We start from the raw sequence: 26,785 nt of genomic DNA on the forward strand, positions 1-26,785 counted from the left end.
TGTATGAAGCGGGTTGTATTTAGTAATTACAGAAATCTCAAAAATAGTATTTTAACCTTTTAAATTCGCTTAAGTGTTTCTATCAACATGTCTTAATGCAATAGATTGTAACACTGTTTGCTACAAAATGATAGTAGTTTTATATTTTATTTTCAATAATTATTGAAAATTCAAAAAATATAATTACATTTGTAATAGAAATTTAAAGTAAAAAAACAATGCAACTTTCAGAAGCCAAAGAAAAATACATTCAGACCTGGGGAACTTTTGCCACCAATTGGGGAATCAACCGTACCATGGCACAAGTTCATGCATTACTTTTGGCAAGTGGCAAACCATTATCAACAGATGAGGTGATGGAGCAGCTTGAAATTTCGAGAGGAAATGCCAATATGAATCTTCGTGCTTTGATGGATTGGGGGATTGTAAGAAAAGAATTTATAAAAGGAGACCGAAAAGAATATTTTGTAGCAGAAAAAGATGTATGGTATCTTTTTAAACAGATTACCAAAGAACGTAGGAAAAGAGAAATTGAGCCAGTCATTTCCTTTTTGGAAGAGTTAAGGAATATTGAAGATAGCGATTCAGAGGAAGCCAAAGAATTCATCAAGTTGATGGATGATTTCAGCTCTGTAACCGGAAAAATCAATAACATTATGGATTTGGCGATTAAAAGTGATGATCACTGGCTGGTAGGCAAAATTACCAACCTGTTGAAATAAAATAGAAAGGGATGAAAATCCTTTTTTATTTCGATTAAACTTTCAAAAATTATTGAAAATATAATATTTTTAAAATATTCAGGAATGAAGACATTGATCTTTAAGATCTGGATGTACCTTACTTTCAGATCAAAACACAAGCGAACCCGAGGAGATTTTCTTAATCTTTAAAATAAATGTCATGAAAACACTTAAAAATCACACCCTGATCTACGACAATGAATGTCCTATGTGCGCTGTTTATTCCAAAGGGTTTATAAAAAGCGGAATGCTGGATGAAAATGGAAGAGAAGCCTTCACGGAAATATCAGATAGAAGCAAAGCTCAGGTAGATTTTCAACGGGCAAAAAACGAAATAGCCCTGATAGACCATGGAAATAATAAAGTGATGTATGGTTTAGATAGTTTGCTTTTAATCATAGGAAATTCATTCCCATTCTTAGAAAGAGCAGCCAGGATACAGCCTTTATATTGGTTCTTTAAAAAATTGTATTCCTTTATTTCGTATAACAGAAAGCAGATGATCCCATCTAAAAAAGACAATACAGAACAATCCTGTGTCCCGGACTTTAATCTGAAATACCGATTGGCTTATATGGCTTTTGTAGCATTGTTTTCAGCTTATGTTTTAAGTTTATATTCAGGAAGACTTGGAGTCAATTTAACACCAAATTTTTTTAGAGAACTCGCTGTATGTTTAGGGCAGATTTTTTGGCAAAGCCTATTTTTAAAAAGGTATTTAAAAGATAAGATCTGGGACTACCTCGGAAATATGATGACTGTTTCTTTAATAGGAACCTTGCTCTTGATTCCAGCTTTGTTTATTGATGGTACTTCGGTTTTTTATCTTGTTTATTTCGGGATTGTGGTATTCATCATGTTTTTAGAACATTTGAGAAGATGCAGAATCTTAAAACTGAATTACCTTCCAACCATCTCATGGATACTGTTCAGGTTAACCGCTCTGGGAATCATTATTTTGACAACCATTTAAAGATTAATTATATGAATCATATTGAACTTATCAAAAATGTAGAATGGAAAGACCTTAAAAAACTTTCTATGATGGAGATATTTATAGAAAACAATATCAGCATGCCATGGTTTTTTATTTCGTTGTCATTAGCTTATCACGGATATTACTGGTTGGCATTACCATTTTCCGGGTTTTATTTTCTAACCGCTCTCAGGCAGGTGCATAATGGTTTTCATAATTCGTTAGGTACTGGAAAATTGATGACCTGGCTGTCTTTATATCTTAACAGTTTAACGATGCTGACTTCAGTTCATGCTGTAAAATTCAACCATATCAGGCATCACAAATTTTGTCTTTCTGAAGAAGATTATGAAGGGAAATCAGCCTCTATGAAATGGTACGAAGCTATTCTGTATGGACCAAAGCACCTGTTTCTGATTCATTGGGTCACCTTTAAAAAGGCAAATAAAACATACCGAAAAAATATGTTCCTTGAATTAGGATCTATAGGAGTGATGGTAATTATGATCTTTTATTTTCAGATTCATGTTCTGATGTATCATACAGGAGTGATGATCTTTGGTGAGCTTCTGATGGCATTTTTTGCAGTCTGGACCGTTCATCATGATACCCATGAAAATCCATGTATTGCAAGAACACAACGCGGATTTTGGAAAAATAAGCTGACTTTCAGTATGTTTTATCATATGGAGCATCATTTATTTCCTGCAGTTCCAACCATCAAGCTTCCGGAGCTTGCTGACAGGATAGACAAAAAATTACCTCAATTAAATAAAAAACAAACCTTTTGATATGTCCCGAATTTATTTAGAAACCCTTATTAACACTGATCTTCAAATAGTTTTTGATTTAGCAAGAAATATAGATTTACACCAAGAATCAACCTCACGAACCCACGAAAAAGCAATTGCAGGACGTACATCTGGACTGATTGAAGAAAACGAAACTGTAACATGGAGAGCCAAACATTTGGGAGTATATCAAACCCTCACTACAAAAATTGTCAGTATGGAAAAACCCAATCAGTTTACAGACGAAATGCAGCAAGGGGCTTTCAAATCATTACGCCACCAGCATATTTTTAAAAGATCGGATGGGAGAACACTCATGATAGACATCTTTGATTTTGAATCTCCATTTGGAATAATAGGAAAAATATTCAACAGACTATACCTTAAAAATTATCTCAGAGAATTCCTGCTGGAAAGAAATCAACTCATAAAAACTACTGCAGAATCAATAACCCCATACCCACAATCAAAAGATCAACTAAAATAACAACCCAGCGATGAAGTGGCGATTTAATCCCAGGATAGAATGAAATTCTATCAATCATTCAACAAACAACAACCCATAAACACCCACATCATGAATTTTTTAAAAGCAGAATGGAGAAAATTAGCCATCATCAATTACGAAATCAATCCTGAAACATTATTAAAATATCTACCAGAAGGCACAGAGCTCGATTTCTATAAAGGTAAATGTTATATAAGTTTAGTTGGATTCATGTTTTTAAACACGAAATTATTAGGCTTGCCTATTCCTTTTCACCGCAATTTTGAAGAAGTGAATCTTAGATTTTATGTAAAGAAAAAAGAAAACGGAAAATGGAAAAGAGGAGTAGTTTTTATCAAAGAAATCGTCCCTAAACCAGCTTTGAGTTTTGTTGCTAATTCTGTTTATAAAGAAAATTACCATACTTTACCTATGAAAAATTTGATTCATTATCAGGAAGATGAATTGCTGATCCAATATTCATGGAAAGATAAAAGCTGGCATTCTATCCGGATTACAGCAGAAAGTTCAAAACAACAGATGGAAAAGAATTCAGAATTTGAATTTATTACAGAGCATTATTATGGTTTTACCAAAAAAGAAAATAAAACTTCAGAGTACGAAGTCTGCCATCCAAAATGGGAATGTTATCAGGTAAAAGATTATCATCTGAAAATTGATTTTCATAAGATTTATGGTAAAGACTTTGAGTCCCTTAATCATCAGATTCCCATTTCAGTAATGCTGGCTGAAGGTTCAGAAATAGAAGTAAAAACAAAAAAATACATCATTTAAAATACTTCACATCTTATCCGGATCCCAAGAAACCGTACCTCAAATAACTCACTTTTCTAAACTTCACAAAAATGAAAATAATCATCGCTGCCGGAACTGGATTTCTCGGCAAGAACTTGGAAAAATACTTTACAGAAAAAGGGGAGCAAGTTTATATTCTAACCCGCAACCCTCAACGTAAAAATGAAATTTACTGGGACTCTAAAACAGTTGGACAATGGAAAAAAACGCTTGAAGGGGCAGATGTACTCATCAACCTTACAGGAAAGTCTGTGGATTGCCGTTACCATGAAAAGAATAAAGCTGAAATTTATAGATCAAGAATAGACAGTACAAGAGTATTGCAGCAAGCTGTTGATGGTTGTACTGCTGCCCCGAAAATTTGGTTGAATGCAAGTTCTGCAACGATTTATGTACATTCTGAGAAACATTTAAATACAGAAGAAAATGGAATTATAGGAGATGATTTTTCTATGAATATTTGTAAAAGCTGGGAAGAAGAGTTTTTTAGGACTCAAAATGAAGGAATAAGAAAAGTGGCGCTCCGTACCTCTATTGTACTGGGAAACAATGGTGGGGCATTTCCCAAGCTGAAAATGATTACAAAATTAGGATTAGGAGGAAAGCAGGGAAGAGGGAATCAAATGGTAAGCTGGATCCATATTGATGATTTTTGCAGAGCTGTAGACTGGATTATTCAGAATAACAATATTGATGGGGCAATAAATATAACAGCTCCCGCTCCATTATCGAATGAAGTGATGATGAAAAAACTGAGGAAACAATTCAATGCTCCTTTTGAATTGGATGCTCCGGTATGGCAGTTGGAAATTGCCTCTATTTTTCTGAAAACCGAAACCGAATTATTATTAAAGAGCCGAAATGTTTATCCTGAAAGACTTATTCATAGTGGTTTTCAATTTTCTTATCCAACCTTTGAAGAGGCTCTTCTTAAACTATTGAAATCTTAATTTTTGCAATAGTATAATTTATACTAATCTGCAGGGAACCTCCAGATCTTCTGTAAGATAATAGCTGCAACACAAACGATGGTAGCCGTCAGCAATGATAAGTTCATGCTGGCCTCTTACCAGTAGAATAGGAGAGAGCTTTTTATTCTTTTCTACTTTTTTTAGATTCTCTTTTACATGAATATTGGTCTCTGGAAGTAAAGCCAGCTTACTGGCCCTAAGAATATCTTTAGATTTTTTAGTAATGGTTTTTGCTCCTTTTAAGCTTTCAACAATTTTTTTGGCTTCATCAGGAGTAAAAAGAAGCTCTAAATAATCTAAGGCCGCAGGGAAATCATGATCTTCAGGTTCCTTCATCCAAAGGCTATCTTTAGTTAGTGTGTCTTTTTTCATAGATGTTTATGAATGTTGATTAAATAGTAAATAAAGGTATAAAAATACTTCACAACAAATATCTTAAAATTGATTTGTTCACAAACAAAAACTCCCTCAATCATCATTGAAGGAGCATAAGTTTCGGGAGACAACGCTTATGTTACGATTGTCTGTATATATTTTTAATATTTTCTTGCTAGCAATACATTCAGCAGAAAGGTACCAGCCCAGTTACTGCTATTAGGACTTTCAATTCCCATAAAGTCTACACGGGCAACAGACACTGTAAGTCTGGTTTTCCCACCTACATTGGCAAGGCTTACGAAAGAAGCCGTAAATACATCAGGATAACTTGAATTATTTCCTGCTGTAAGGATTGGGTACATATTGGTTACATTGAATGCAGGTCCTTGGTATTCATATACAAGAGTCATTCTACTACTTTTGGTAAAACCACTACTAGAACTTGTGTATCCGAAAGATGAAGTTACGGAAGCTTTACTGATAATCCACCATGCATCAGCTCCTGTTCCTGTATCAAAAGATGCATTAGCATGGTTGGTCCAATCTGCAACTCCCGGACTAGCTCCTCCATGAGGGGGGATGGAAAGTTGTGCACCATAGATTTCTACATTACTTGGTTTAGGCAGTACTGTAAAAGATAAATCCCATGTACCGCCAGAAGTATTACTGTTGTTTACTACTTCTGCATATGCCCCTACAGGAATTACAAAAGAGGCCACAGGAGTGTTATCAATTCGAAGAGTGTTTCCACTTGAAGCCTGTAGCGTAATGGTAGAAGATGAGATGTTTTTGATTTTGTAAATTCTTCCCGTATAGCTTGTGGTTCCTGTTCCGATAACTGGAAGGGTAAATGTTGCATTAGCAGCTCCATTATACGTAATATAGTGATCAGTGGCCAAAATAGTATAAGGTGTGGCAGTTACTTCTTTGTAACCTGCTCTTAAGGATCCGTTGACAGCTAATGTACTATTGGGAGTCGCGGTATTAATACCAACTTGTGCATTTAAGGTGATTGCACCAAACAGGAAAATTGAAATAAATCTTCTCATATTGTTTTTATTTAAATGTTTTTGCAAAAATATAGAAAAATAATTGTTGTTTTGTGTTTTTTAATGAGATTTAAGATTATTTTAATATAAATCTCTATTATGTGATTTGAATTATTTGTGAAGTAAATTGCGTTTTTTTAATTGTAAGTATCATATAATGTTATGGTTGTGTTTTTTTTAATTTGAAAATGAGTATTTTATTAATGATAGTTGTTTAATTCTTTATTTTTAATAAAATACTAAGGTTTGTTTATTTATTTAGAATATTTATAATTAATAATAATGTGCTAATAGGTAGATACAGTGTGTTTTTATAAATAATATTGGTATGATATATGCAGGTTTAAAATATCAACCAGAATGAATTTAGTAAGTTATTAAGTTCATTTAAAAATAGAAGTATTATGAAAAAGGCATTAATTTCAACCCTGCTATTATTAGGTTTATCGATGAATGTTTTCGGTCAAAAACATCCACCTGCTCCACCGCATCCGTCGAAAAATGAATTAATCAATATTAAGCAGCAGGAACTGGATAAAAAATACAATTTAGAAAAGAAACTGATCCTCAATCATCCACTGGCTACCAAACAGATGAAAAGAGATCAGATGAAAGCTTTAAATAAAAGATATCAAACTGAAAAACGATTGCTAAGACAAGCGAAATAATACAGATTTTTTGCACTTATTAAAATTTGATGTGTAAAATTCTATAACCAGAATTTTACGAAGTTTGTAGTTTAAAATAATTTTTGTTGAAAGAGAATGCTTTTTGTGTTCTCTTTTCTTGTTTAAAATTAAATGAAAATGGCTTATTGATGGATTTTAAGATCAATTGACGGAAACGTGAAACATCCAATATTTTTCCTTAAATTCGCATAAAAATTTTTAAAGTAATGAATTACGATATTATTGTCATTGGAAGTGGTCCTGGTGGATATGTTACTGCGATCAGAGCAGCACAATTGGGTTTCAAAACCGCAATTATCGAAAAAGAAAACTTAGGAGGAATCTGCCTTAACTGGGGATGTATTCCAACCAAAGCTTTATTGAAATCTGCTCAGGTTTTTCATTATATCAACCATGCTGAAGACTACGGATTAAATAAAGTAGAAGCAAGCTTTGAATTCCCGAACGTGATTCAGAGAAGCCGTGGGGTTGCCAGCAAAATGAGCAAAGGAATCGAGTTCTTAATGAAAAAGAACAAGATTGACGTAATTCTTGGTACTGCAAAAGTACAGAAAGGTAAAAAAGTTTCTGTAACCGATAAAGAAGGTAAAGTAGTTGAATATACTGCCAACCACATTATCATCGCTACAGGAGCTCGTTCAAGAGAATTACCAAACTTACCGCAGGATGGTAAAAAAGTAATCGGATACAGACAGGCATTATCTCTTCCTGAGCAGCCAAAATCTATGATCGTTGTAGGTTCTGGAGCTATCGGAGTAGAATTTGCTGACTTCTATAACACAATGGGAACTAAAGTAACTGTTGTTGAATTTATGCCAAATATCGTTCCTGTAGAAGATGAAGAAATCTCTAAACACTTAGAGAAATCTCTGAAAAAATCAGGAATCGAAATCATGACTAACGCTTCTGTAGAAAGTGTAGATACAACAGGAGAAGGAGTAAAGGCTAACGTTAAAACAGCTAACGGAAACATTACTCTTGAAGCTGATGTTCTATTATCTGCTGTAGGTATTGCTGCTAACATCGAGAATATCGGTTTAGAAGAAGTAGGAATCCAGACAGATAAAGGGAGAGTTTTAGTAAACGAATGGTATGAAACTTCAGTACCAGGTTACTATGCAATCGGTGATATTATTCCAACTCAGGCATTAGCTCACGTTGCTTCCGCAGAAGGAATCACTTGTGTTGAGAAAATCAAAGGAATGCACGTTGAGAAAATCGACTATGGCAATATCCCTGGATGTACTTACTGCCACCCTGAAGTAGCTTCTGTAGGTCTTACTGAAAAGCAGGCTAAAGAAAAAGGATACGAAATCAAAGTTGGTAAATTCCCTCTTTCTGCAAGTGGTAAAGCTACTGCAAACGGAAATACAGACGGATTTATCAAAGTAATCTTTGATGCTAAATATGGTGAGTGGTTAGGATGCCACATGATTGGTGAAGGAGTAACCGATATGGTTGCTGAAGCAGTAGTTGCTAGAAAATTAGAAACTACAGGTCACGAAATCATTAAATCTATCCACCCGCACCCAACTGTTTCTGAAGCTATCATGGAGGCAGCAGCAGCAGCTTACGGTGAGGTGATTCACATTTAATCAATTATTTTATTATATTTAAAGCTCAGAGAAATCTGAGTTTTTTTTATGGTTTGAAATAAATTATTACTAAAAACCTAATAGGTTTGTTACTGAGCTTATATTAGAAGCTTTGTTCAGAAACCTGTTAGGTTTTTATTTACCTATATTTTGGTGTTGCTATAAAATATTAACCGTTAGAGTGTGTTTTTCTGTTAAAATAATTTTAAAATCATCATATTTATAAAAATTAACCTGATTATATCAAGGCGTTTTCTTACATTTATTCTATGAATTTTGAGAAAGTAGGACTTGTTTTGTCAGGTGGCGGTACCAAAGGCATTGCTCATGCAGGAGTATTGAAATTCCTGAAGGAGAAAAATGTAGAAATAGATATTCTTGCCTGTTGCAGCGCAGGATCTATTGTGGGATGTCTTCATGCTATAGGAAAAACTCCGGAAGAAATACTGGATTTTTTCAATTCTGTGTATTTTTTTAACTGGAAGCACTTTGCATTCAATCAACCCGGATTGGTTTCTTCAATTATTTTCAGAAACTATTTGAAACCTATTTTCCATGATATGAAATTGGGAGATTTGGGTATTGAAGTGAAAATTGTAGCCACAGAACTGGTAGGAGGTACACAAAAGATTTTTGATAAAGATTTTGAGGTGGTAGATGCTATCATTGCCTCGTGTTCTATTCCGGGAATAACCACACCTTATATCATCGGAGATGAAATGTATTGTGATGGAGGAGTCCTGAACAATTTCCCGGCAGATATTATCAGAGATGATTGTGATAAACTTATCGGAGTATTTGTTTCACCACCGAATGATGCTAAAATCAAGGATTTGAACTCTATTAAAGCCATTGTTTCCCGCTCTTATGATCTTCTTTCCTATAGAATTGAAAAGGTGAAGTTTGATTATTGTGATTGGTTTATCTCTTCTCAAAAGCTATCCGCATACGGAACTTTCGAGCGTGGAAAAGACCGTCTGGAACAGATTTTTGATATTGGCTATACCGCAGCTAAAGAAAGCTATGACGATAGCCGTTTTCTTACAGAATTAAGACAGGCCGGAACATAAATTCAATAATAAAAGGCAGGAACACTGAAAGAGGGATGTTTGAACTTACAGCAACTAAAATTCAGTCTTCTGCAAAATTTCAGTGATGTAAGATTTCTGAAAATTCATATCCTAAAAATTTTCAACTTCTCTCTTCCAGCTTCCTGCCGGAACTAAACTTTATATTAATTTTTAACTACCTGTGCGTCCTGACGTACAACTTCAGTATCATTCGTATCGTAAACTACCAAAGTATAAGGAGCCTTCTTTGCGGAATTGGTAAGATAGTTTCTCCAAACCTGATAGCTATGGCCCTGATTATTAAAATTGAAATAATAATTCCCTCCGCTGCCATCTGGAATCAGCTCTCCGTCACTGATAATCATGCTTGGCTTAGCTGTAATTTTTGAATTGGCATTCCAGGATTGATACAGGTATTTACCATTGGGCTGCTTATCAATTCTAATCTTAAATTTCTTAGTCTTAATAATTACTGTTTTAGGAACCTGCTGTAAAACAGTGTTGCTAATCGTGTTGCTTTTTAAAAATTCCGGAGTTTCTTTAGCCGAAACAAAAGAAAATTGAGCTAAAGACAAAACTCCCAATAAGAAGTACTTAATCATATTGCAATGGTTATTGGTTAATGTCAAATTCCATCAAATATGAAGCCATTGTTGTGGGAGTAAAAAAATAGGCTGTTGATTTTGCTTTTAAGAAATCTTGCACCACATTATTTAAAAAGAATTAGATTCCTACGAAATGACAAAACTGGGTGAAAACAATGTTTATCATTTCGTAGAAATCTCAGAGATATATTTTAATTTTTTGAAATTTGGATCAGAATTTTAAATTTTTTCAACAGCAGTATAACTAGCGAAAGCTTCCTCTAAGCTGTTAAACTTCCCTTTAAATTCATCAATCGGGCAGTCCTGAAGAATATTCCCTTTATGAATAAGGATAACCCTGGAACAAAGCGCTTCTACCTCCTGCATAATATGTGTGGAAAGCAAAACTGTTTTCTGTTGTCCGATTTCTTTGATTACATTTCTGATTTCCAGAATTTGGTTAGGGTCCAGTCCGTTGGTAGGCTCATCCAGAATTAATAGATCAGGTTGATGGATAATGGCCTGGGCCAATCCTACACGCTGTTTATATCCTTTTGAAAGCTGACCGATTCTTTTTGTCTTTTCCGGAGTAATTCCGACTAATTCGATAACTTCATCTACCTTAGATTCAGGAATTTTGTGAATATTTGCTACAAACTGAAGGTATTCCTTTACATACATTTCCAGGTAAAGCGGATTGTTTTCCGGAAGAAATCCTATTTTTTTCTTGCTTTCAATTTCGTGTTGAGTAATGTTGAGGCCATTAAAAATAATTTCCCCTTCATCAATTTTCAGAGCTCCTACAATAGATTTCATCAGAGTAGATTTTCCGGCTCCATTAGGCCCCAGAAGACCAATGATTTCATTTTTATCAATAGAAATGTTGATATTGTTTAAGGCAGTCTGTTCACCAAATTTCTTAGTTAAATTGTTTATCTGAAGCGGCATAATTTTTAATGTCTTTCTGCAAAAATAAAATAAAAAAACTCATTCGATGGAATGAGTTTCGCAATATTTATAAATAATAATTATTTTTTTGCTTTTTTCTTAGCACCGGAAGCCGGAGTAGTGGTAGAAGCGGTACTTGCACCTCCTTTTTTTCCATCCTGATTGATACCGGGGGTTTTGTCATACATAGCATATTTACCATTTGTTCTTCCGAAAACCTTATCAACCTGTTTTTGAGTTAAAAATTGTGATTTTCCCACATATTTTCTATTCTTGTTGATGTATTGAATAAACTGTACAGTAGGCTGGCCATAGTTTTTTTCATAATGAAGTTCGATAATATCATTAGGAAGTTCCAACACGATATTCTCTTCAGGGGCAGAAATAAAACCGTCCATAATGAGTTTATAAAGCCCTGAAACATCTCCATTCAGATTTTGGAATGAAAAAGCTCGGATTGTATTCAGGTTACTGGTGTTCAGATCCTGATAATTGACAGTATATTTGTCTTCTTTTTTATATAAACCTACAGAATTGTCCTTGCCGATTTCCACCAAACTTTCATTTTTCAATACTTTAATCTGAGAGAAAACTGAAATACCGAACATACATGTAATAAGTAGAATTATTTTTCTCATGGAATGAAATTTTAATGTTTTAGATATTGGTGCACATAAACTTACGAATAAAACGGCTAAAAAGCAATTTTATTCCTTTTGGCAAAAATAATATTTTTTTTTAATATTGGTCTTAAACAGCTAGTTAGGGACTGGGGTTTTTGATTGGTTTTAATTAGTTGTAATACAGTGGTTTATTTGTTTGTTGTCGAAAATATCTCTACTTTATATTTATCAAATAACCAAGCAAGGATAATCCTGTAATGAGTTGAAAAACAGGATAAAAATAATTAATCTGAAGAAGTATTTTCAAAAAATATTTAAAATAAATGTTAAAATGATAGGCAGAAAGTGAAAATGAGATAGAAATATATCGCGATTTTACTTATAAGGTGTTAATAAACAGCTATAAAAGCCTGTTTTTTGAGAACTTGGATATAAAATTATCAAATTCCTGTCTGTAGCTTCTTCCCACAGGAATCTGATAAGACCCAAGATGAATTTCATGATTATTAAAAGCGGTAACGAATTCTGTATTGATCATAAATGACCGATGAATTCTTAAAAAGCCTTTTGACTCTAAAAGCAGTTCCAGATCTGTTATTTTATTCTTTGAAATAAAGTTTTCGGTTGTAGATAAGATTATTTTAACGTCATTTCCCTGGCTTTCAATATAAACGATATCTCTCAGAAGCAATTTTCGATGCATTCCCTCTGTTTTAAGAATGATGAAATCATCTTTTGAATCCTGGATATTCCTCATCACCCGCTCCACAGATTTGAAAAACCGCTCAAAAGTGATGGGTTTCAAAAGATAGTCTACAGCTTCCAGTTCGAATCCTTCAATGGCAAAATCCCGGTATGCTGTGGTAAAAATTGTTTTAGGTTTTTGAGAAAGTGATTTTAAAAAATCAATCCCATTGAAATGAGGCATCTGGATATCCAGAAACATCAGATCTACAGGCTGGTTCTGAAGGAGTTTATAGGCTTCAAGGGCATTTTCTGCTTTTCCTGTCAGTTTCAAATGATCTATTTTGGAAATATGATTTTCCAGCAAAGTGGTCGCCAAAGGCTCGTCATCTACAATAATACAGTTAATCATATTGGGAAGGAGTGATTATTTCAACGCTAAAAATATTGTTTTCCCGGGAAATATGGAAAGTATAATGATCCTGATAATAATGCTCCAACTGTCGTTTTATGTTTTGAAGACCAATTCCTTTTTCATTATGATCTGAACTAATGCTATACGTATTTTTAATTCTGAAAATTGAATTCTGGGTATTGGTTTCCAATTCTATTTTTATTTCTGTTGGTTCAGAATTTTTTCCCGCACCATGCTTAAAAACGTTTTCCACTAGAGTAAGATACAGAAGCGGTGGAATGAAATTGACAGAAGTTAATGTTATCTTTCTGTTTATTTTTAATCTTTCCTGGGAATACCGCAGGCTTTCCAGAGCAATATAATCATCAATAATACTGAGTTCATCCGCAGCAGATACCCATTTTTTCTGTCCTTTATGCAGGATATAATCCAGGATATCTGAGAGCTGGCTGATGGATTGGGGTGTTTGATCTGAATGGCTGATGGAAAGCGAATAGATATTATTTAAAGTATTAAAAAGAAAGTGTGGATTAAGCTGAGATTTCAGGGATTTTAGCTCCAGTTCTGTTTTCTGCTTTTCCAGTTGGATGGTATTTTCTTTTTCGTCTTTATACCGCATAAAAAACATGATTGAAATAAAAATAAAAGCCCCGCTGATGATAGGAAAAGTATAATGGAATAAGAGATATCGGATATCGGTAAAAATGCTGAATAAGCTGTCTTTAGACTCATTAGTAAAAAGGGGTTCAGCAATATCGACAATAAAAATTCTGTTGGCTACCGAAATAAAGTATAAGCTTAGAATAAGGTAACATATGAATTCTATATACCTTTTGTGGTCAAAAAAATGCCGGATGAGAGCGTAGTAAATAAAATTGGCAGCCAGAATCTGAAAAATCCAATGACAAAAATTATATATCAACAGCTGTTTAAACATTTCTCCATTGTAATCGTCATAGGTTCTTGCTATTCCAAACAAAAATAAAGCAATCCAGAATAATAGCTGGAAGTATAAGTTTTGTCGGGTATAAGTGATGGCTCCGGTTTTCATTATCCTCAAAAATAAAGAATCTTAAGAGATCGTGGACAGAAGTAATGCGAAATCAAGTAAAATAAAGATTAATGACAGTATTCAAAGTGCAGACAGCTTATTTTACCATTCGCATCGAAATTTGGGTTTTCTGAATGTTCTGTTGAAAAGGTTTTTTGTTTTTATCAAGATTTGCATAAAAAAATATGACAACAGAGCGCTCAGAACGACTTTACGGATTAGATCACTTACGTGCATTAGCTATTGTGCTGGTTTTGCTATTTCACTATCGGGCATTTAAACATCCGGATTGGATTGATACTATTGGGAGATTTGGCTGGACCGGAGTGGATCTCTTTTTTGTGTTAAGTGGTTTCCTGATTTCAGGACAATTATTTAAAGACATGCATACAAAGAGAGCAATAAATTTAAAGATTTTTTATATCAAACGTTTTTTTAGGATTATTCCCGCTTATTTTTTTACGCTGTTTCTGTACTTTACTTTTCCTTTTTTCAGAGAGCGTGAAGCTTTGCCGCCTTTATGGAAGTTTATAACTTTCACGCAGAATTATGGATTGGATGTGATTGATCAGGGAACATTTTCACATGCGTGGTCTTTATGTATTGAAGAGCAGTTTTATCTTGTTTTACCTTTATTTCTTTTGATTGTGATACCTTCAAAACTGTTTAAATATTTTGCTGTTATGATGATCGTTTTCATCATTTCTTCTCTTGTTATAAGGCTTGTAACCTGGAATGTGTCTGTAGCAGGAATCGATAATAATTCCCTGGATTTCTGGCGATATTGGTATATGAAGATATATTATCCTACTCATACAAGATTAGATGGTCTTGGAATAGGTGTTCTTATCAGTTATTGCATGCAGTATTCTTCAGGATTTAAAAGATGGGTGCATCAAAATGGAAACAAACTTCTTATGGTAGGGGTAATACTTTTGGGGATTGCATTTTGGATCTGTAATGAGCAGGCCTCAAAAACAGCGTCTGTATTTGGCTTTACCCTGGTGGCCATAAGTTATGGTTTGATCGTTTTGTCTGCTGTTTCTGCATCATCATTCCTGTCAAAAAAGAAATCCTATATTACTGCTCAGTTGGCTGCTTTATCTTATGCGGTTTATCTCTCCCACAAAGGGATTATTCATATGGTTCAGAAACTCTTTGACCAATTTAATCTTGAAAGTTCAGGTGCGCTGTGTCTGATTATTTGTGGGGTTAGTTGTCTTATGGGTGGTTTATTATATAGATTCTTTATTGAAATCCCTTTTTCTGATATTAAAAATAGAATTTTAAAAAATGAAAAATAATCTTTGTATTTATTGTGTAGATGATTGGAGTTTTTCTGTTGCAGATTGGGGATCTCTTCCTCTTTCAAACCCCTCGATAAACAAATAAACAATCAGAATGAAAGCGATAATGATCATAGCTGCAGACCACAATACTTTTTGACGTGTTGGGATCTTTAATCTGGATATAAAGAAAATAACCAGTGCAATGATGATAAAAGCAATGAAAAGGATTCCCATTTTTTGCTGTTTTATATTTTTCTATGCTGTTAGCCCAAAAACTATTTTGAAGTCATACTTTTTAGGACCACATTTTTAATACCGGCTTCCTGAAAGCTCCAATGTTCACTGTTTCGAGGCATCTGGTTTTCAAGAATAATCAGACTGGTATCTGTTGAAGGAAAGTATACATTAAGGCAGGTGAAGCCATCACCAAGCCCTGTTACTGCATAATAATTAAGTCCATACTCTTTAATGAATCTGATATTGTAACCGAATCCCATGCTTTCTTTTCCAAAGACATTATGCTGAGAGAATGTAGATGGAGTCAGAATTAATTTTTGAAACTGAGGGGAAAGAAGCTTTCCTTTAAATAATGCCTGATCCCATTTTGCAAGATCCTCCACCGTGGAAACAATCCCGGCAGCAGGGGCAATATCATCATTTAAAAATGAACTATCTACCTTTTCAAACTGATTATTTTCACTTCGATACCCTGGAACCAGTGCTTGATTATTTGTACTGTTATACACAAACGTTTTCTCCATTTTTATTTTTTTAAAAAGAGAATTAGCAAGCTCTGTGAAGCTTTTTCCGGTTGTATTTTGAAGGATTTTTCCTAACAGCATATAAGACAGATTCCCATATTTAAACTGTGAGCCGGCTTTAAAAACGGTTGGTTTCTCTAGATCTGTAATTCCATGAGTATGGTTCAAAAGATGGTGTATGGTAATGGTATCTGCCCAGGATTGGGTGAGGGTTGGGAGATATTTTTTTATCAGAGTCTGCAGGTCGAGTTTACCCTGTTCAGCAGCCTGTACAATCAAAACAGCGGTGACTTGTTTAGAATTCGACATAATTTCAAACTGATCGTCGGTTTTTAAGGCTGTCTTTTTCTCAAAATCCTTATATCCATTCGCCTTCAGGTATTTTGTTTTTCCATTTTGAGAGACCAAAACCACTCCATTGAACTTCAATGGGGTAGAAGATGTGATAATACTGTCAATTTTTTTCGAATAAGAAACTGCTTTTTGTGCCTTTGCAGGAACAGAGAGTAATACTGAAATGGCAAGGAAAAGAAATAATCTGGGCATGGATTTATTTTTTATAATAGTCATACGCTGCTTTGGCAATATCTGCAATAATAGCCTCCGAATTTTCAAATGTTTCATAAGTATCATGTACAAAAACAGCTATATAGATCCTTTTTTTATCTGAAAGTTCAATAATCCCATAATCATTAATAGCTCCCGTCATTCCTTCTTTATTAGTGAATGAGGTACCGGTACGATGAGCTACTTTAACATCTTTAGGTAACTTACCTTTAAGTCTTTTAGTTCCGGTTGCATTGTTCAGCATAGCTGTATATAGCCATTTTGTATGATCTTTGTTCAGTATTTTCCCAGTGTAGAAACTTTCTAGGAGTCTAATGGCTTCGTTGGGAGTAATGGTATTGATAAATTGTGAATCCCAATCCTTATGCATGCCTTCTTCATCATTTTTAATGACAATATCTTTATTGTTAATGAAATTCTGAACATATTCAGGCCCTCCGATGAGTCTTAGCAGGATATCTGTTAAGTTATTATCGCTGTATACAACCATCCAGTGAAGGCAGTCTTCAAGGCTTAGTTCTATGTTTCCTTCCGGGTATTTGTCTTTAAACGGACTGTAAGTGTCCTCAAGGAGTTCTTCTTTTTTGATGTAGATTTTCTGCTGTAAAGAAAGTTCACCTTTCTCTACTTTATGAAGAACCGCTAAGGCTACAGGAAATTTGAATGTACTTAGCATGGGAAGTGGTTTATTACCATTGATTTGGGTGACTTCCTTTTTAGGAGTTCCAGCTGTTAAAATAGATACTCCTACCTCTGCTTTTTTATGAGCAAGAATGGTTTCAATTATTTTTTTGAATGCCGGATTGGTATTGTTCTGCGAAAACAGAGGGAGGTATAGGAATAGGATAAATAGAGTAAGAATGATTTTCTTTGACTTCATTTTATATGGTTATTTGAAAAGTTTTGGGTTTCCAAATATATGTATTTCTCGTATCTTTTTTTCAATTTGAGATCAACAATTTTATCCATCAGAAATTATCGATAAGAGATATCTGAAATGAATCTGTTATTTGTAAATTTTATTGGTGCTGAATAGTTGAAAACGCAATGGAAGAGCTGTTGTAAAGAGTATTATTTTATTCAATATTTTTTAATGGAAAAATGTAAATAAGCCTTTTCTTTAGTTCATTTGTAGCTTTGAATTGGTGTTGAAAAATGAATTTTGGCTGTGTTTTTTGAGGTTAAAATATCTGTTTTGCAGATTATGAAGAGACAAAATCAGGTACTACAAGGTATTATTCGAGTTTTATTTATTTGATTATTCTAAATTGAAACTGTTTTTTAAATAGTTGATTTTCATTTTCTTTGTTCTGTTGATTTTGTGGTGAGGGATATTTGTAGGATGTATTTTTTCTGTAGGATGTATCTGTTTTGTTATTTTCGTTAAACTTTTCCAGCAAAATATAATATCAGATTATTTTTATGATTGAATTTTTATTTGTAATTAATTTATGATAGGTTTAGATTCCCTAAAAAGTGTATATTTTATAATAAGTATATTCAGCTTCTTTCTTTTTAATAGTTGTACGGGAGGTAATCTGTCTGTGAACAATTTTGATTACCCGCTGCTCCATGAAAATGAAGTATTGCGGCTTGCTGGTAATTATGGTAAATGTATGCTGCTGAATGAAGAATATCTTCAAAAAGCTCAGAAAGATGGTTATCGTGATGGGGAGGCTCTTTGCTATATTAATATGTCAAATATATCTGTAAGTATTGGAAACTACAAGAAAGGCCTTGTGTTTTTGAAAAAAGCAGAAGCGATTCTCCAGGAATCAAAAAATGAGGCTCTTAAAGCAAGACTTTTTCAGGAATATGGTCAGCTGAGTAAGGTGACAGGTTTATATAATAATGCATTGAAATTCAATTCAAAATCGCTCTATTATGCCAGGAAATGTTCACTTCAGGACAAAAGAAGTTACTTTCTGAACAGGGTTCTTTTAAATAGGGGAGACTTTTTGTATGAAATAGGAAGAAAAGATTCTGCACTCATCTATTTTCACCGGGCAAAAGATGTTATGAATACCCCATTGGTTAATTGCTTACTTGCTAAGCATCACTTACTTTATACAAAAATTGTTGATTCTGCAAAACTATATGTGAACACGTCACTGGAGCTTATAAAAAAGGATACCATACAATTGGACGCTCAAAAGGGAATGGTATATAGAGTAGCTGGAGATTATTATAAAAGTCAGGGTGATTATGCCGAAGCACAAGCCTTTTATCAGAAGGCACTTGATGTTTTTTTAGATACGAAACGGGCATATAATGTTCCTTTTATCTATCAGTCTATAGCTGAGACGTATAAGGGAATGGGGAATAGGGAAAAGGAAGTTGAATTTGAAAATAAATACCTGGATGCGAAAGCTAAACAGTCTGATGATCAGAATGAAACGGTAAATCTTTTGATTGATAAAGTGCTATCAGAAAAAGAAAATGATGTGGAGGTTTTTAAACTAAAATTATTTGCGGGTTCAAGTCTATTGATATTAATTCTGGTGATTGTTTTTGCATTGAAGTATAAAAAAATGAAGAATAAGAAGAGTCAGCTGAAAGAGGAAACTACTATTTTAAAAACTCAAACAGAGCTTTTGACGAACGAAACCGAAGTTTTAGCCAGTAAAGTGAATGAAAGTTTTAGTGATCTTGTTCAGCTTGCTAAAAGAAACGACTCGGCCTTTCTTACCCGTTTTCAGGAAGTATATCCGGATTTTATAGAGAAATTATTGGATATAAATGAAGACTTATCAGGGGCAGATCTGCATCTATGTGCGATGATAAAACTCAATTTCAGGTCCAAAGAAATCGCTGCTTATATGTCTATTCTTCATAAATCTGCGCAGCAGAAAAAGTACAGATTAAGGAAAAAACTTAATGTTCCGAGCGATCAGGATCTTTATGTATTCTTTCAAGGACTAGATTCCTGAATAGATAAGGAATAAAGACTCTTTACATTTATGTAAATAGCGACTATTGTTAAAGCTATCCTTTTTAAAGGGGTAGCTTTTTGTTTTATTGGAGTTTCATAAAGATATTGCATATAAATATTCATTCCTTCCTACATAATTTTTAAAACTAAAATCCGTTTAAGATTCATAAGCATTACAATGGAAAGTCTAAAATCTATTCTGAGATCCGAACCAGGGAAATTGAACTGCTGAAAAAGAGCGCTGTAAGAATTGAAAAAAAATAAATAACAAGAGAAGATTAATTCTATTGACAATCAACTTGTATGAATAGCATCATTTACTTTAAATGGTGCTGTTTTTATATTATGGTAATGAGCTATGATCAATAAGGAGAAGTTGACGGCTAGATGTGAACATGATCCTTAATTTTGACCAAATGTTTATTAATTTTGATTAAAAAATACAATGATTTTTAATGACTTATAAAAAAACCATCATTTATAAAAAATGATGGTTTGCTTGAAATATATTAAAATTGTTTTGTTTACGGTCTTATCTGCTAATTCTGTTTGATTTGTGGGTTATTATTAATTTCTTTATTGGGGATCTGGAATATGAATTTATCTGTTGTCAGGTTAAATCTTCCAAAAGTGTGGTTTGTACCTGTATATATTCTTTCTAAAGGTGTGTTTAATCTCTTCATATCAAACCACGCATAGCCTTCGCCCCAAAGCTCAATTCTTTTTTGGAGGATAATTTCATTGATCAGATCAGCTCCTGTTTTGGTCGATAGAGTATAAGTACTGTCTCTTTTGGAAGTGATTTGAAATAATACCTGCCTTGCTTCAGCTTCTCTTCCCTGTTTTGCCAATGCTTCCGCTTCAATATAATATAAAGAAGAGGCTCTGATATAGATATAATCTCCTTCAAACATACTAGGATCTTTAAATTTCCAGCTTACATAAGCAGGGTAGTTTTTAGTCTTTCCATTAAAGGTATACTTGGAAGGCTGGCTGCCATTGAAGATTTTTTTACGATAATCCGTATCCGGAATTGCTTCATACAAACGCTTATCAATAAGCTTATAGATCTGAGCGGCTCCTGCATACCCTTCATTGGTATTATCAAACATGGAGAAGAAAGAAGCATAATAGTTTCCGGTACTCATGGTAGAAATCGTGTTATGGAATCCCCAGATTACCTCAGGATTGCTGAGATTGGAAAATCCTGTTGTAGTATAATCGTTTTCTGTCATCAGGGCAATACCTTGCTTACTGTCCGCAGCATATTTTCCGGCTTTCACAAAGTCTCCTGTTTGCAGGAATACGTCTGCAGCGATGGCTTTAGCTGTTCTTTGATCGATCTGAGCTCTGGATGGGCGGGCAAAACCCTCCAAAAGAACAATAGATTCCTCGATATCCTGACCAATCTGCGTGTATACTTCCGCTACCGTTGATCTTGGGAGTCCCTGGCTTGGATTATCATTGGTAAGTACTAATGGAAGCCCAAGATCAGATTGATGTCCTTTATAATCTTTAGCATAAAAACGGACCAGGTTAAAATAAGAATAAGCTCTCAGGGCAAGCAGCTGTCCTTTGATTGCTTTATTTTTAGGGCTTGCATCTCCTTTTAAATCATTAAGCAGTTTGTTGATGATGAATATCCTTGCATAAAAGGTCGTCCATACAATTTCTGCTGCAATATTGCTGGCATTGGTCGCTTCATAATTATAAAACATTCCCAAATGCTGATTTTTTGCCTGGATCACATCATTGGACATTAAATCTGCACCTGCTTTTATTCCCATGATCCCGAAATCAGAGTGAGAAGAAACGTTTCCTCCGGCACCATTACTGCGAAGATCAAGATAAATTCCGGCCAGAATTTTTTCCGGCTTTGATTGATCGTCATTCAGCTGTTCACCGGAAATATTTCCCTCCGGCAAAGTGTTGAGATCATTAGCACAACCCGTTGTAATGAGACCTACGGCTAAAGCTGATATAAAGTATTTTATTGTTTTCATAATTTCTTTTAAAATGTTAGTTTAAAACCTAGTGAAACGCTGGATAATAAAGAGTATTTGTAAGCATCCGAAACTCCTGTTAATGAAGCTCTCGGATCATATCCTTTTCTCTTGGACCATAGGTAGAGATTGTTTCCTGTTGCGTAGATTTTTAAGGTGGATAAACCAATCTGCTTGGCAAAATCATCAGATAACTGGTAGGATAATGTGACATCCTGAAGACTGATATAATCAGACTTAACTAGATAAAGTGTGGAATGTCCATTCTGATTGGTAGATGTTAGATCTACACGCGGTAAGGCAGCAGTAGGGTTTTCCGGGGTCCAAGTTTTATCAAGATCAGTTGTATAGTTAGAGCCGTAGGTGTCAGAATGGAAAAGGGATCTGTAAATATCATCGTATCCGTATCCTCCAAACTGGTAAGCGAAGTTAACGGAAAGGTTCACTCTTTTATAAGTAATATCTGTCCCAAATCCACCATAAATTTTCGGAATTGCTGATTTCCCGGTATTATAGTCAGTGGCTTCTTTATAATTATTGGTAACCGTTTTTTCTATCTGTTGAGTAGTTGGGTTAATTGTATTTTTATACCACAATGCATCTCCGTTTGCAGGGTTTACTCCGGCAAATTCTTTTAAATAATAAGTATATCGGTCTCCGCCCTCAGCAAGTACAAACAATCCTGAAACCAGTCCTGTCGCTTTTTGCTGATCGGGTAACCTGGTAATTCTGTTTTTATAATGCGTTGCATTGGCATAGAAATTCCACTGAAGATCTTGTGTTCTGATAATATCTACACTGATGTTCGCCTGCACCCCTTTATTGTACATATCTCCAATATTTCCATACTTTACATAGGAACCTGAATTGGATATTGCTAACGGAAGAGCATAAATCATATCCGATACCTTTCTTTCAAAATAATCTGCATTTAGATTCACCCTGTTGTCGAGTAGGGAGAGTTCAAAACCGGCGTTAAGGTTTTTGGAAGTTTCCCATTTTAGGTCTCTGTTTCCTTGTTTCTCTAAAGAAAGTACGGGTTTTCCATCCCCAAAATCATTAATTCCATAGATGTCCTGGTAAGCATAATAATCTCTGGTGGCCGCAGTCAGGAGGATGTTATCATTTCCTTGCTGCCCATAAGAAACTTTCAATTTCAAAGCATTAATGACTTTATTATCTTTAAGGAAATCTTCCTTAGCAACGTTCCATGCTGCTCCTAACCCATAAAATGTACCCCATCTGCTTTCCGGAGCGAAGACTGAAGATCCGTCCCTACGTACATTCGCATTAAAGAAATACTTACTGTCATAGTTATACAATAACCTTGAGAAATATCCTTCTACAGCATATTCATATCCACTTCCTGACAGGTTGGTGATTTTTACAGCATTATCAAAAGCCCATGACTCTGGAAGCAGAAGCTGTTGTTTGTTTCCGGAGAATCCTTCATTCTTTGTTTTATTCAATTCATGACCAACAAGTATATTGAAGTTATGTTTATCGAATTTCTTTTGATAAGTAAGCAATTGCTGATGATTCAGGGTATAGTTGAAAATAGACTCCTGAGAAATAGTCCCACCTACAGAAGATGAAGTTCCTCCCAAGGTATTTCCGAACTGAAGATTTCGTAAATTTTCAAGATAAGCCCCAAAATTGTAAGTGAAATCAAGGCCTTTAATGATTTCGTAGTTTAACCCCAGATTGATGTTGCTGATATTGCTGACTCTTTGTGATTTATCCTGCTGAAGATTTCCTACCGGATTTTCAAATACAGCATAAGATCTTGTAGCACCGTTAGGACCTTGTCCGTCTCCATAATCATACAAAGCATTTCCATGGTTATCGTAAAGCTGCTGGTAATTATTATTTCTAAGAAAAACCGGATAGAAAGGTGCTATATTTCTGGCAAACTGAAACGGATTGGAAAAACCTCCCGTTTCTCCGAATTTCTGTTTACTGTACGTATAAGAAAGGGCTGTTGTTAATTTTAACTTTGGTGTAATAGAATAGTCTACGTTAGATCTGATCCCGAATCTTTCAAAACCAGAAGCAATAAGATAGCCTTTATCATCCAGATAGTTTAGGGAAGTGTAAGACTTTACCTGGTCGCCGCTGGCATTAATACCTACCGTAGCTTCCCTTCTTAAGGCAGGTTTGAAAAGAAGTTTTTTCCAGTTATCCTGATAAAGCAGCTTAGCATTAGGATTAAAAGAACCGTCCGGAGCAATCAGTTGACTAAACGGGACATTATACACGTTATAGCCCAGTCCATTCAGCGCTGAAAGCCCTGCAGCATGTGGAGTAGTGGTAGAAGGAACAGCTCCCGGCTGCGTTTGTCTTGCAATTTCTCCAATCCGGCCCCTGTTATAATAAGCCGTATAATAGTCCTGAGGTGAAGTATATACCGAATAATCCTCAATAGATCTGAAGTTAACTCCGGTTTTTATATCAAAATCAACGCTTAGTTTCTTGTTTTTACCCCTTTTAGTATTCACAATAATGACCCCATTAGCCCCTCTGGAACCATATAAAGCATTGGAAGAAGCGTCTTCCAGAAAGGAGATACTTTCAATATCTGCTGAAGAAATACTATTCAGGTCACCGCTATAAGGAATTCCGTCCAATACAATTAAAGGATCACTGGAGGCGTTGATAGAACCAATTCCCCTCATTCTTATCGTAGGCTGGGAGCCAGGTTGGCCAGAGGAGATCACTTGTACCCCTGCTACTTTCCCCCCAATTCCCTGAAGAACGTTCCCGTTTTGAAGGTTGCCCAGATCTTTAGCCTTTAAAGACTGTACAGATCCTGTAATTTCTTCTTTTTTTTGCTTTCCGAATGCTACCACCACCACTTCTTTGATGGCAGTCTCCTGCGAAAGGCTGTCTTTTTTCTGTGCAAAGCCATATTCAGCGAATAAAAGCACGGCCAATACACCAAGTTTGCATTGTTTTTTTCTCATTATATTAATCTTAGGTTTAAAAAATTGAATATGTGTATTACGTTTTATCTTCCCGGTTAGGAAAAAATAAGTCCCTACCTCCTTGTTGTAAGGAGTTGTCAGAAAGAAAATGTTAAAATAGAGGAGGTGTACCCGGATTAAATAGACCTTGAGCTTATCGGGCTTTAATTCCTACAATAATGTGCATATTTCTTTGGGATTTATGGCATCATCATTTTACACATCATAGATTCAAAGCACATGTTCTTAGAAGTGATGTTGTGCTGTGAAAGGGCATTGCCTGTACAACCTTTATGTTGAACAGCAGCTGCAGCCATGATAGTGCATAGGTAAGAATTAAAGTCATTCTTATTCATGAGAATAGAGTTTTATTTTTTTAACTGGGTCAAAAGTATTTAATAATTCATAAAATTTTGTTAAAAGAGAACATGAGAAAAATCATATTAATCTACTAATTAAGTAGGGTAATATGAAAATAGGTATTGAGATTTTTATTTTTTAGATGTAACTATTTGAAATATATGTTGTTGTGTTTTTTGTTTGAATACTCGTGAAATTCTGAAATAAATTCATTTTTACAGATGAATAAAACTTAATACCATAAGTCTATTGTTTTTGTAGACTTTTTATGTATTTTACGCCCGATTTCTTTAGGGAGCTTTATCCCGCTATCCACTCATACTCCTCACGCCAGGGCTAAGGCTCAGATGTGTTGCGGGGTAACCGTTTCTATCGGGGCTAGCGAAGGATGATGAAGATGAAAAATGTGTCGTTAAAAAGTGGATCATTTGTTTTTTTTCAGATGGAAACTATTTTACAAAAAAAAATAATTATATTTTTGATTACTGTATTGGCAAAGTCTTTTTTGTCAGTAGCAGGTTACTATATTATGAGAAAATACCTTACCTATATTTTAATGTTGGGATTTCCTCTGGTGGGAGCCCAAACTAAAGTGGCTGAAAAAGCTGCTTACCAGGAGAATTGGACATCGCTGGATAAAGAAAATGCAGCTATGGCCTTTGATGCGGATGTAAAATTATCTGATGCGGAGATCACTTTGGATAAAAAACTATTCCAGATCAGGAAGCAATTCCTTATGGAAACAGAAAAGCAGCATATTCCTCTATATAACCGTTCTTTTAATGAAATTAAACCACTGATAGAATCCAGTAAGCTGTTTAAGGTGATACAGACAATGCCGAAAGGAGGCCTTCTGCATACCCACAGCGGTGGTCTTGCCAATGCTGACTGGCTGGTAGCCACAGCAAGAAAATATAAAGAATGCTATGTATATGACCAAAAAGACAATGATAAATTTATTTTAGGGCAGCTGGGTTTCTTTGAAAACGGAAAAGTTCCGGCAGGATTTGTCAATCTCGATCAAAAGCTGAAATCAGATCCAAGTTTTGAAAAAGAACTGCATGAACTTCTCCTTTTAAAACGGGATAACCTTTGTTCTTATACAGATTATTGGATTGAGTTTGAAAAACGTTTTCAACGTATTAATCTGCTATTGCCTTACCGCCCTTTCTTTAAAGAATATTATCTGAAAGGGTTCCAGGACTTGGCAAAAGACAATGTGCAGCATGTGGAGATCAGATATGTATTCGATGAATTGTATGATTTTCAGCATGGGAAATATCCCTTAGAAAAGTCTATTACAGATCTACAGGATATTGTAAAGCAAATGCGTCAGTTAGACCCTCAGTTCAGCCTGAAACTGATTTATTCGAGCTTTAAGTTTTTAGACTCAGACAGCATCGAAAAACAACTGGAAATTGCTTTTAAGTTAAAGAAACAATTTCCGGATATGATTTCTGGTTTTGACCTTGTTGCGGATGAAGCAGCCGGAAACAGTATTAATTCTTTCCAGAAAAACTGGGTAAAACTCAATGAAATCACAAAAAAATCAGGGATAGAAATGCCTTTGTTCCTTCATGCGGGAGAAAGTAATTCTGTTTTCAATAAAAACGTGCTGGATATTACTTTATTGAATAACCAGAGAATTGGACACGGTCTCAATCTAATCTATTTTCCAAAATCAATGGAACTGATTAAAAAACAGAATAAGCTGGTAGAAGTAAGCCCTATCAGTAACCAAATCTTAGGATATGTAAGTGATTTAAGAAATCATCCTGCAAGAGTACTATTGAGCAACGGAGTGCAATGTTCCATTAATAGTGATGACCCTGCCGTGTATGGTTATGAGGGACTGAGTTATGATTTTTGGGTTGCCTATGTAAATTGGGAATTAGATGTAAAAGCTTTGAAAAAATTAGTTTTCAATTCTATTAATTATTCTTCCCTGAATAAAAATGAGAAAAAGCAAGCGGTAGAATCCCTGAATACACAATGGAATGATTTTGTTCAGAAAGCGAATCAGGAGTTGAATTAATAAAC

Annotated in this window: 24 protein-coding genes; 12 read left to right on the forward strand and 12 right to left on the reverse strand. The window is 34.7% G+C overall.

What is annotated here, in order from left to right:
• Positions 1 to 218 precede the first annotated feature (218 nt).
• The 6 genes from AC3HD6_RS03275 (at position 219) to AC3HD6_RS03300 (ending at position 4,763) form a co-directional block, all read left to right on the forward strand.
• A complete protein-coding gene (locus AC3HD6_RS03275) occupies positions 219 to 722 on the forward strand; it encodes a GbsR/MarR family transcriptional regulator (protein ID WP_068943974.1) in 504 nt (167 codons plus the stop codon).
• A 181-nt stretch (positions 723 to 903) separates the two neighbouring features.
• A complete protein-coding gene (locus AC3HD6_RS03280; RefSeq protein ID WP_488895045.1) occupies positions 904 to 1,716 on the forward strand; it encodes a DCC1-like thiol-disulfide oxidoreductase family protein in 813 nt (270 codons plus the stop codon).
• Positions 1,717 to 1,727: 11 nt separating this feature from the next.
• Positions 1,728 to 2,510, forward strand: coding sequence for a fatty acid desaturase (locus AC3HD6_RS03285; protein ID WP_488895046.1), 783 nt, complete (start codon positions 1,728 to 1,730; stop codon positions 2,508 to 2,510).
• Between the two features lies 1 nt (position 2,511).
• The gene (locus AC3HD6_RS03290; RefSeq protein WP_488895047.1) at positions 2,512 to 2,997 is read left to right on the forward strand and encodes an SRPBCC family protein; all 486 of its coding nucleotides are present in this window, start codon (positions 2,512 to 2,514) and stop codon (positions 2,995 to 2,997) included.
• Positions 2,998 to 3,087: 90 nt separating this feature from the next.
• A complete protein-coding gene (locus AC3HD6_RS03295; RefSeq protein WP_488895048.1) occupies positions 3,088 to 3,792 on the forward strand; it encodes a YqjF family protein in 705 nt (234 codons plus the stop codon).
• A 71-nt stretch (positions 3,793 to 3,863) separates the two neighbouring features.
• Positions 3,864 to 4,763 carry a TIGR01777 family oxidoreductase gene (locus tag AC3HD6_RS03300; protein ID WP_488895049.1) on the forward strand — a complete coding sequence of 300 codons (900 nt, stop codon included), beginning with the start codon at positions 3,864 to 3,866 and terminating at the stop codon, positions 4,761 to 4,763.
• 18 nt (positions 4,764 to 4,781) lie between these two features.
• On the opposite strand, the gene AC3HD6_RS03305 is transcribed toward AC3HD6_RS03300, so the two are convergent.
• A complete protein-coding gene (locus AC3HD6_RS03305; RefSeq protein ID WP_488895050.1) occupies positions 4,782 to 5,156 on the reverse strand; it encodes a hypothetical protein in 375 nt (124 codons plus the stop codon).
• 164 nt (positions 5,157 to 5,320) lie between these two features.
• Entirely contained in the window at positions 5,321 to 6,211 is an 891-nt protein-coding gene (locus AC3HD6_RS03310; RefSeq protein ID WP_488895051.1) for a hypothetical protein, read from the reverse strand.
• 404 nt (positions 6,212 to 6,615) lie between these two features.
• Here AC3HD6_RS03310 and AC3HD6_RS03315 point away from each other — a divergent pair, with 404 nt between their 5' ends.
• The 3 genes from AC3HD6_RS03315 (at position 6,616) to AC3HD6_RS03325 (ending at position 9,565) form a co-directional block, all read left to right on the forward strand.
• Positions 6,616 to 6,879, forward strand: coding sequence for a hypothetical protein (locus AC3HD6_RS03315; RefSeq protein WP_488895052.1), 264 nt, complete (start codon positions 6,616 to 6,618; stop codon positions 6,877 to 6,879).
• A 227-nt stretch (positions 6,880 to 7,106) separates the two neighbouring features.
• On the forward strand, positions 7,107 to 8,495 hold the full coding sequence (gene lpdA / locus AC3HD6_RS03320; RefSeq protein WP_068943964.1) for a dihydrolipoyl dehydrogenase: 1,389 nt from the start codon (positions 7,107 to 7,109) through the stop codon (positions 8,493 to 8,495).
• A gap of 269 nt (positions 8,496 to 8,764) precedes the next feature.
• Positions 8,765 to 9,565 (forward strand): patatin-like phospholipase family protein, encoded by an 801-nt coding sequence (locus AC3HD6_RS03325; RefSeq protein WP_488895053.1) that lies wholly within the window; start codon positions 8,765 to 8,767, stop codon positions 9,563 to 9,565.
• 164 nt (positions 9,566 to 9,729) lie between these two features.
• Here the strand turns inward: AC3HD6_RS03325 and AC3HD6_RS03330 are convergent, their stop codons facing one another.
• The 5 genes from AC3HD6_RS03330 to AC3HD6_RS03350 all read right to left on the reverse strand — a co-directional run bounded on the left by AC3HD6_RS03330 (position 9,730) and on the right by AC3HD6_RS03350 (position 13,870).
• Positions 9,730 to 10,167, reverse strand: a complete 438-nt coding sequence (locus tag AC3HD6_RS03330; RefSeq protein ID WP_488895054.1) for a hypothetical protein — start codon at positions 10,165 to 10,167, stop codon at positions 9,730 to 9,732.
• A gap of 222 nt (positions 10,168 to 10,389) precedes the next feature.
• Complete coding sequence (locus tag AC3HD6_RS03335; RefSeq protein WP_488895055.1) at positions 10,390 to 11,097, reverse strand: ABC transporter ATP-binding protein; 708 nt, start codon at positions 11,095 to 11,097, stop codon at positions 10,390 to 10,392.
• Positions 11,098 to 11,177: 80 nt separating this feature from the next.
• Positions 11,178 to 11,735, reverse strand: coding sequence for a hypothetical protein (locus tag AC3HD6_RS03340; protein WP_488895056.1), 558 nt, complete (start codon positions 11,733 to 11,735; stop codon positions 11,178 to 11,180).
• A 385-nt stretch (positions 11,736 to 12,120) separates the two neighbouring features.
• A complete protein-coding gene (locus AC3HD6_RS03345) occupies positions 12,121 to 12,816 on the reverse strand; it encodes a LytR/AlgR family response regulator transcription factor (protein WP_488895057.1) in 696 nt (231 codons plus the stop codon).
• Complete coding sequence (locus AC3HD6_RS03350) at positions 12,809 to 13,870, reverse strand: sensor histidine kinase (protein ID WP_488895058.1); 1,062 nt, start codon at positions 13,868 to 13,870, stop codon at positions 12,809 to 12,811. The genes AC3HD6_RS03345 and AC3HD6_RS03350 overlap by 8 nt, the downstream gene beginning before the upstream one ends.
• A 185-nt stretch (positions 13,871 to 14,055) precedes the next feature.
• On the opposite strand from AC3HD6_RS03350, the gene AC3HD6_RS03355 reads away from it, so the two are divergent.
• Positions 14,056 to 15,174: an acyltransferase family protein gene (locus AC3HD6_RS03355; protein ID WP_488895059.1), complete on the forward strand. Its 1,119-nt coding sequence runs from the start codon at positions 14,056 to 14,058 to the stop codon at positions 15,172 to 15,174.
• A 9-nt stretch (positions 15,175 to 15,183) separates the two neighbouring features.
• Here the strand turns inward: AC3HD6_RS03355 and AC3HD6_RS03360 are convergent, their stop codons facing one another.
• Genes AC3HD6_RS03360 through bla form a run of 3 tightly spaced genes read right to left on the reverse strand, consistent with a single transcriptional unit; the run spans position 15,184 to position 17,367 of the window.
• A complete protein-coding gene (locus AC3HD6_RS03360; protein WP_488895060.1) occupies positions 15,184 to 15,393 on the reverse strand; it encodes a hypothetical protein in 210 nt (69 codons plus the stop codon).
• A gap of 41 nt (positions 15,394 to 15,434) precedes the next feature.
• The gene (locus AC3HD6_RS03365) at positions 15,435 to 16,466 is read right to left on the reverse strand and encodes a serine hydrolase domain-containing protein (RefSeq protein WP_488895061.1); all 1,032 of its coding nucleotides are present in this window, start codon (positions 16,464 to 16,466) and stop codon (positions 15,435 to 15,437) included.
• Between the two features lie 4 nt (positions 16,467 to 16,470).
• Complete coding sequence (gene bla / locus AC3HD6_RS03370) at positions 16,471 to 17,367, reverse strand: class A beta-lactamase (protein WP_488895062.1); 897 nt, start codon at positions 17,365 to 17,367, stop codon at positions 16,471 to 16,473.
• Positions 17,368 to 18,031: 664 nt separating this feature from the next.
• Here bla and AC3HD6_RS03375 point away from each other — a divergent pair.
• Positions 18,032 to 19,417, forward strand: coding sequence for a helix-turn-helix transcriptional regulator (locus AC3HD6_RS03375; RefSeq protein WP_488895063.1), 1,386 nt, complete (start codon positions 18,032 to 18,034; stop codon positions 19,415 to 19,417).
• Between the two features lie 541 nt (positions 19,418 to 19,958).
• Here the strand turns inward: AC3HD6_RS03375 and AC3HD6_RS03380 are convergent.
• Together AC3HD6_RS03380 and AC3HD6_RS03385 are read right to left on the reverse strand one after the other, a co-directional pair.
• A complete protein-coding gene (locus AC3HD6_RS03380; protein ID WP_488895064.1) occupies positions 19,959 to 21,422 on the reverse strand; it encodes a RagB/SusD family nutrient uptake outer membrane protein in 1,464 nt (487 codons plus the stop codon).
• Positions 21,423 to 21,430: 8 nt separating this feature from the next.
• On the reverse strand, positions 21,431 to 24,385 hold the full coding sequence (locus AC3HD6_RS03385; RefSeq protein WP_488895065.1) for a SusC/RagA family TonB-linked outer membrane protein: 2,955 nt from the start codon (positions 24,383 to 24,385) through the stop codon (positions 21,431 to 21,433).
• A gap of 889 nt (positions 24,386 to 25,274) precedes the next feature.
• Between AC3HD6_RS03385 and AC3HD6_RS03390 the strand changes: the two genes are divergently transcribed.
• Positions 25,275 to 26,780, forward strand: a complete 1,506-nt coding sequence (locus AC3HD6_RS03390; RefSeq protein ID WP_488895066.1) for an amidohydrolase family protein — start codon at positions 25,275 to 25,277, stop codon at positions 26,778 to 26,780.
• Positions 26,781 to 26,785: the final 5 nt, after the last annotated feature.

Source organism: Chryseobacterium sp. II3a, from assembly GCF_057815135.1.

Coding starts and splice junctions, on each gene's coding strand:
- AC3HD6_RS03275 (WP_068943974.1), top strand. CDS start 219: ATGCAACTTTCAGAAGCCAAAGAAAAATACATTCAGACCTGGGGAACT.
- AC3HD6_RS03280 (WP_488895045.1), top strand. CDS start 904: ATGAAAACACTTAAAAATCACACCCTGATCTACGACAATGAATGTCCT.
- AC3HD6_RS03285 (WP_488895046.1), top strand. CDS start 1,728: ATGAATCATATTGAACTTATCAAAAATGTAGAATGGAAAGACCTTAAA.
- AC3HD6_RS03290 (WP_488895047.1), top strand. CDS start 2,512: ATGTCCCGAATTTATTTAGAAACCCTTATTAACACTGATCTTCAAATA.
- AC3HD6_RS03295 (WP_488895048.1), top strand. CDS start 3,088: ATGAATTTTTTAAAAGCAGAATGGAGAAAATTAGCCATCATCAATTAC.
- AC3HD6_RS03300 (WP_488895049.1), top strand. CDS start 3,864: ATGAAAATAATCATCGCTGCCGGAACTGGATTTCTCGGCAAGAACTTG.
- AC3HD6_RS03305 (WP_488895050.1), bottom strand. CDS start 5,156: ATGAAAAAAGACACACTAACTAAAGATAGCCTTTGGATGAAGGAACCT.
- AC3HD6_RS03310 (WP_488895051.1), bottom strand. CDS start 6,211: ATGAGAAGATTTATTTCAATTTTCCTGTTTGGTGCAATCACCTTAAAT.
- AC3HD6_RS03315 (WP_488895052.1), top strand. CDS start 6,616: ATGAAAAAGGCATTAATTTCAACCCTGCTATTATTAGGTTTATCGATG.
- lpdA (WP_068943964.1), top strand. CDS start 7,107: ATGAATTACGATATTATTGTCATTGGAAGTGGTCCTGGTGGATATGTT.
- AC3HD6_RS03325 (WP_488895053.1), top strand. CDS start 8,765: ATGAATTTTGAGAAAGTAGGACTTGTTTTGTCAGGTGGCGGTACCAAA.
- AC3HD6_RS03330 (WP_488895054.1), bottom strand. CDS start 10,167: ATGATTAAGTACTTCTTATTGGGAGTTTTGTCTTTAGCTCAATTTTCT.
- AC3HD6_RS03335 (WP_488895055.1), bottom strand. CDS start 11,097: ATGCCGCTTCAGATAAACAATTTAACTAAGAAATTTGGTGAACAGACT.
- AC3HD6_RS03340 (WP_488895056.1), bottom strand. CDS start 11,735: ATGAGAAAAATAATTCTACTTATTACATGTATGTTCGGTATTTCAGTT.
- AC3HD6_RS03345 (WP_488895057.1), bottom strand. CDS start 12,816: ATGATTAACTGTATTATTGTAGATGACGAGCCTTTGGCGACCACTTTG.
- AC3HD6_RS03350 (WP_488895058.1), bottom strand. CDS start 13,870: ATGAAAACCGGAGCCATCACTTATACCCGACAAAACTTATACTTCCAG.
- AC3HD6_RS03355 (WP_488895059.1), top strand. CDS start 14,056: ATGACAACAGAGCGCTCAGAACGACTTTACGGATTAGATCACTTACGT.
- AC3HD6_RS03360 (WP_488895060.1), bottom strand. CDS start 15,393: ATGGGAATCCTTTTCATTGCTTTTATCATCATTGCACTGGTTATTTTC.
- AC3HD6_RS03365 (WP_488895061.1), bottom strand. CDS start 16,466: ATGCCCAGATTATTTCTTTTCCTTGCCATTTCAGTATTACTCTCTGTT.
- bla (WP_488895062.1), bottom strand. CDS start 17,367: ATGAAGTCAAAGAAAATCATTCTTACTCTATTTATCCTATTCCTATAC.
- AC3HD6_RS03380 (WP_488895064.1), bottom strand. CDS start 21,422: ATGAAAACAATAAAATACTTTATATCAGCTTTAGCCGTAGGTCTCATT.
- AC3HD6_RS03385 (WP_488895065.1), bottom strand. CDS start 24,385: ATGAGAAAAAAACAATGCAAACTTGGTGTATTGGCCGTGCTTTTATTC.
- AC3HD6_RS03390 (WP_488895066.1), top strand. CDS start 25,275: ATGAGAAAATACCTTACCTATATTTTAATGTTGGGATTTCCTCTGGTG.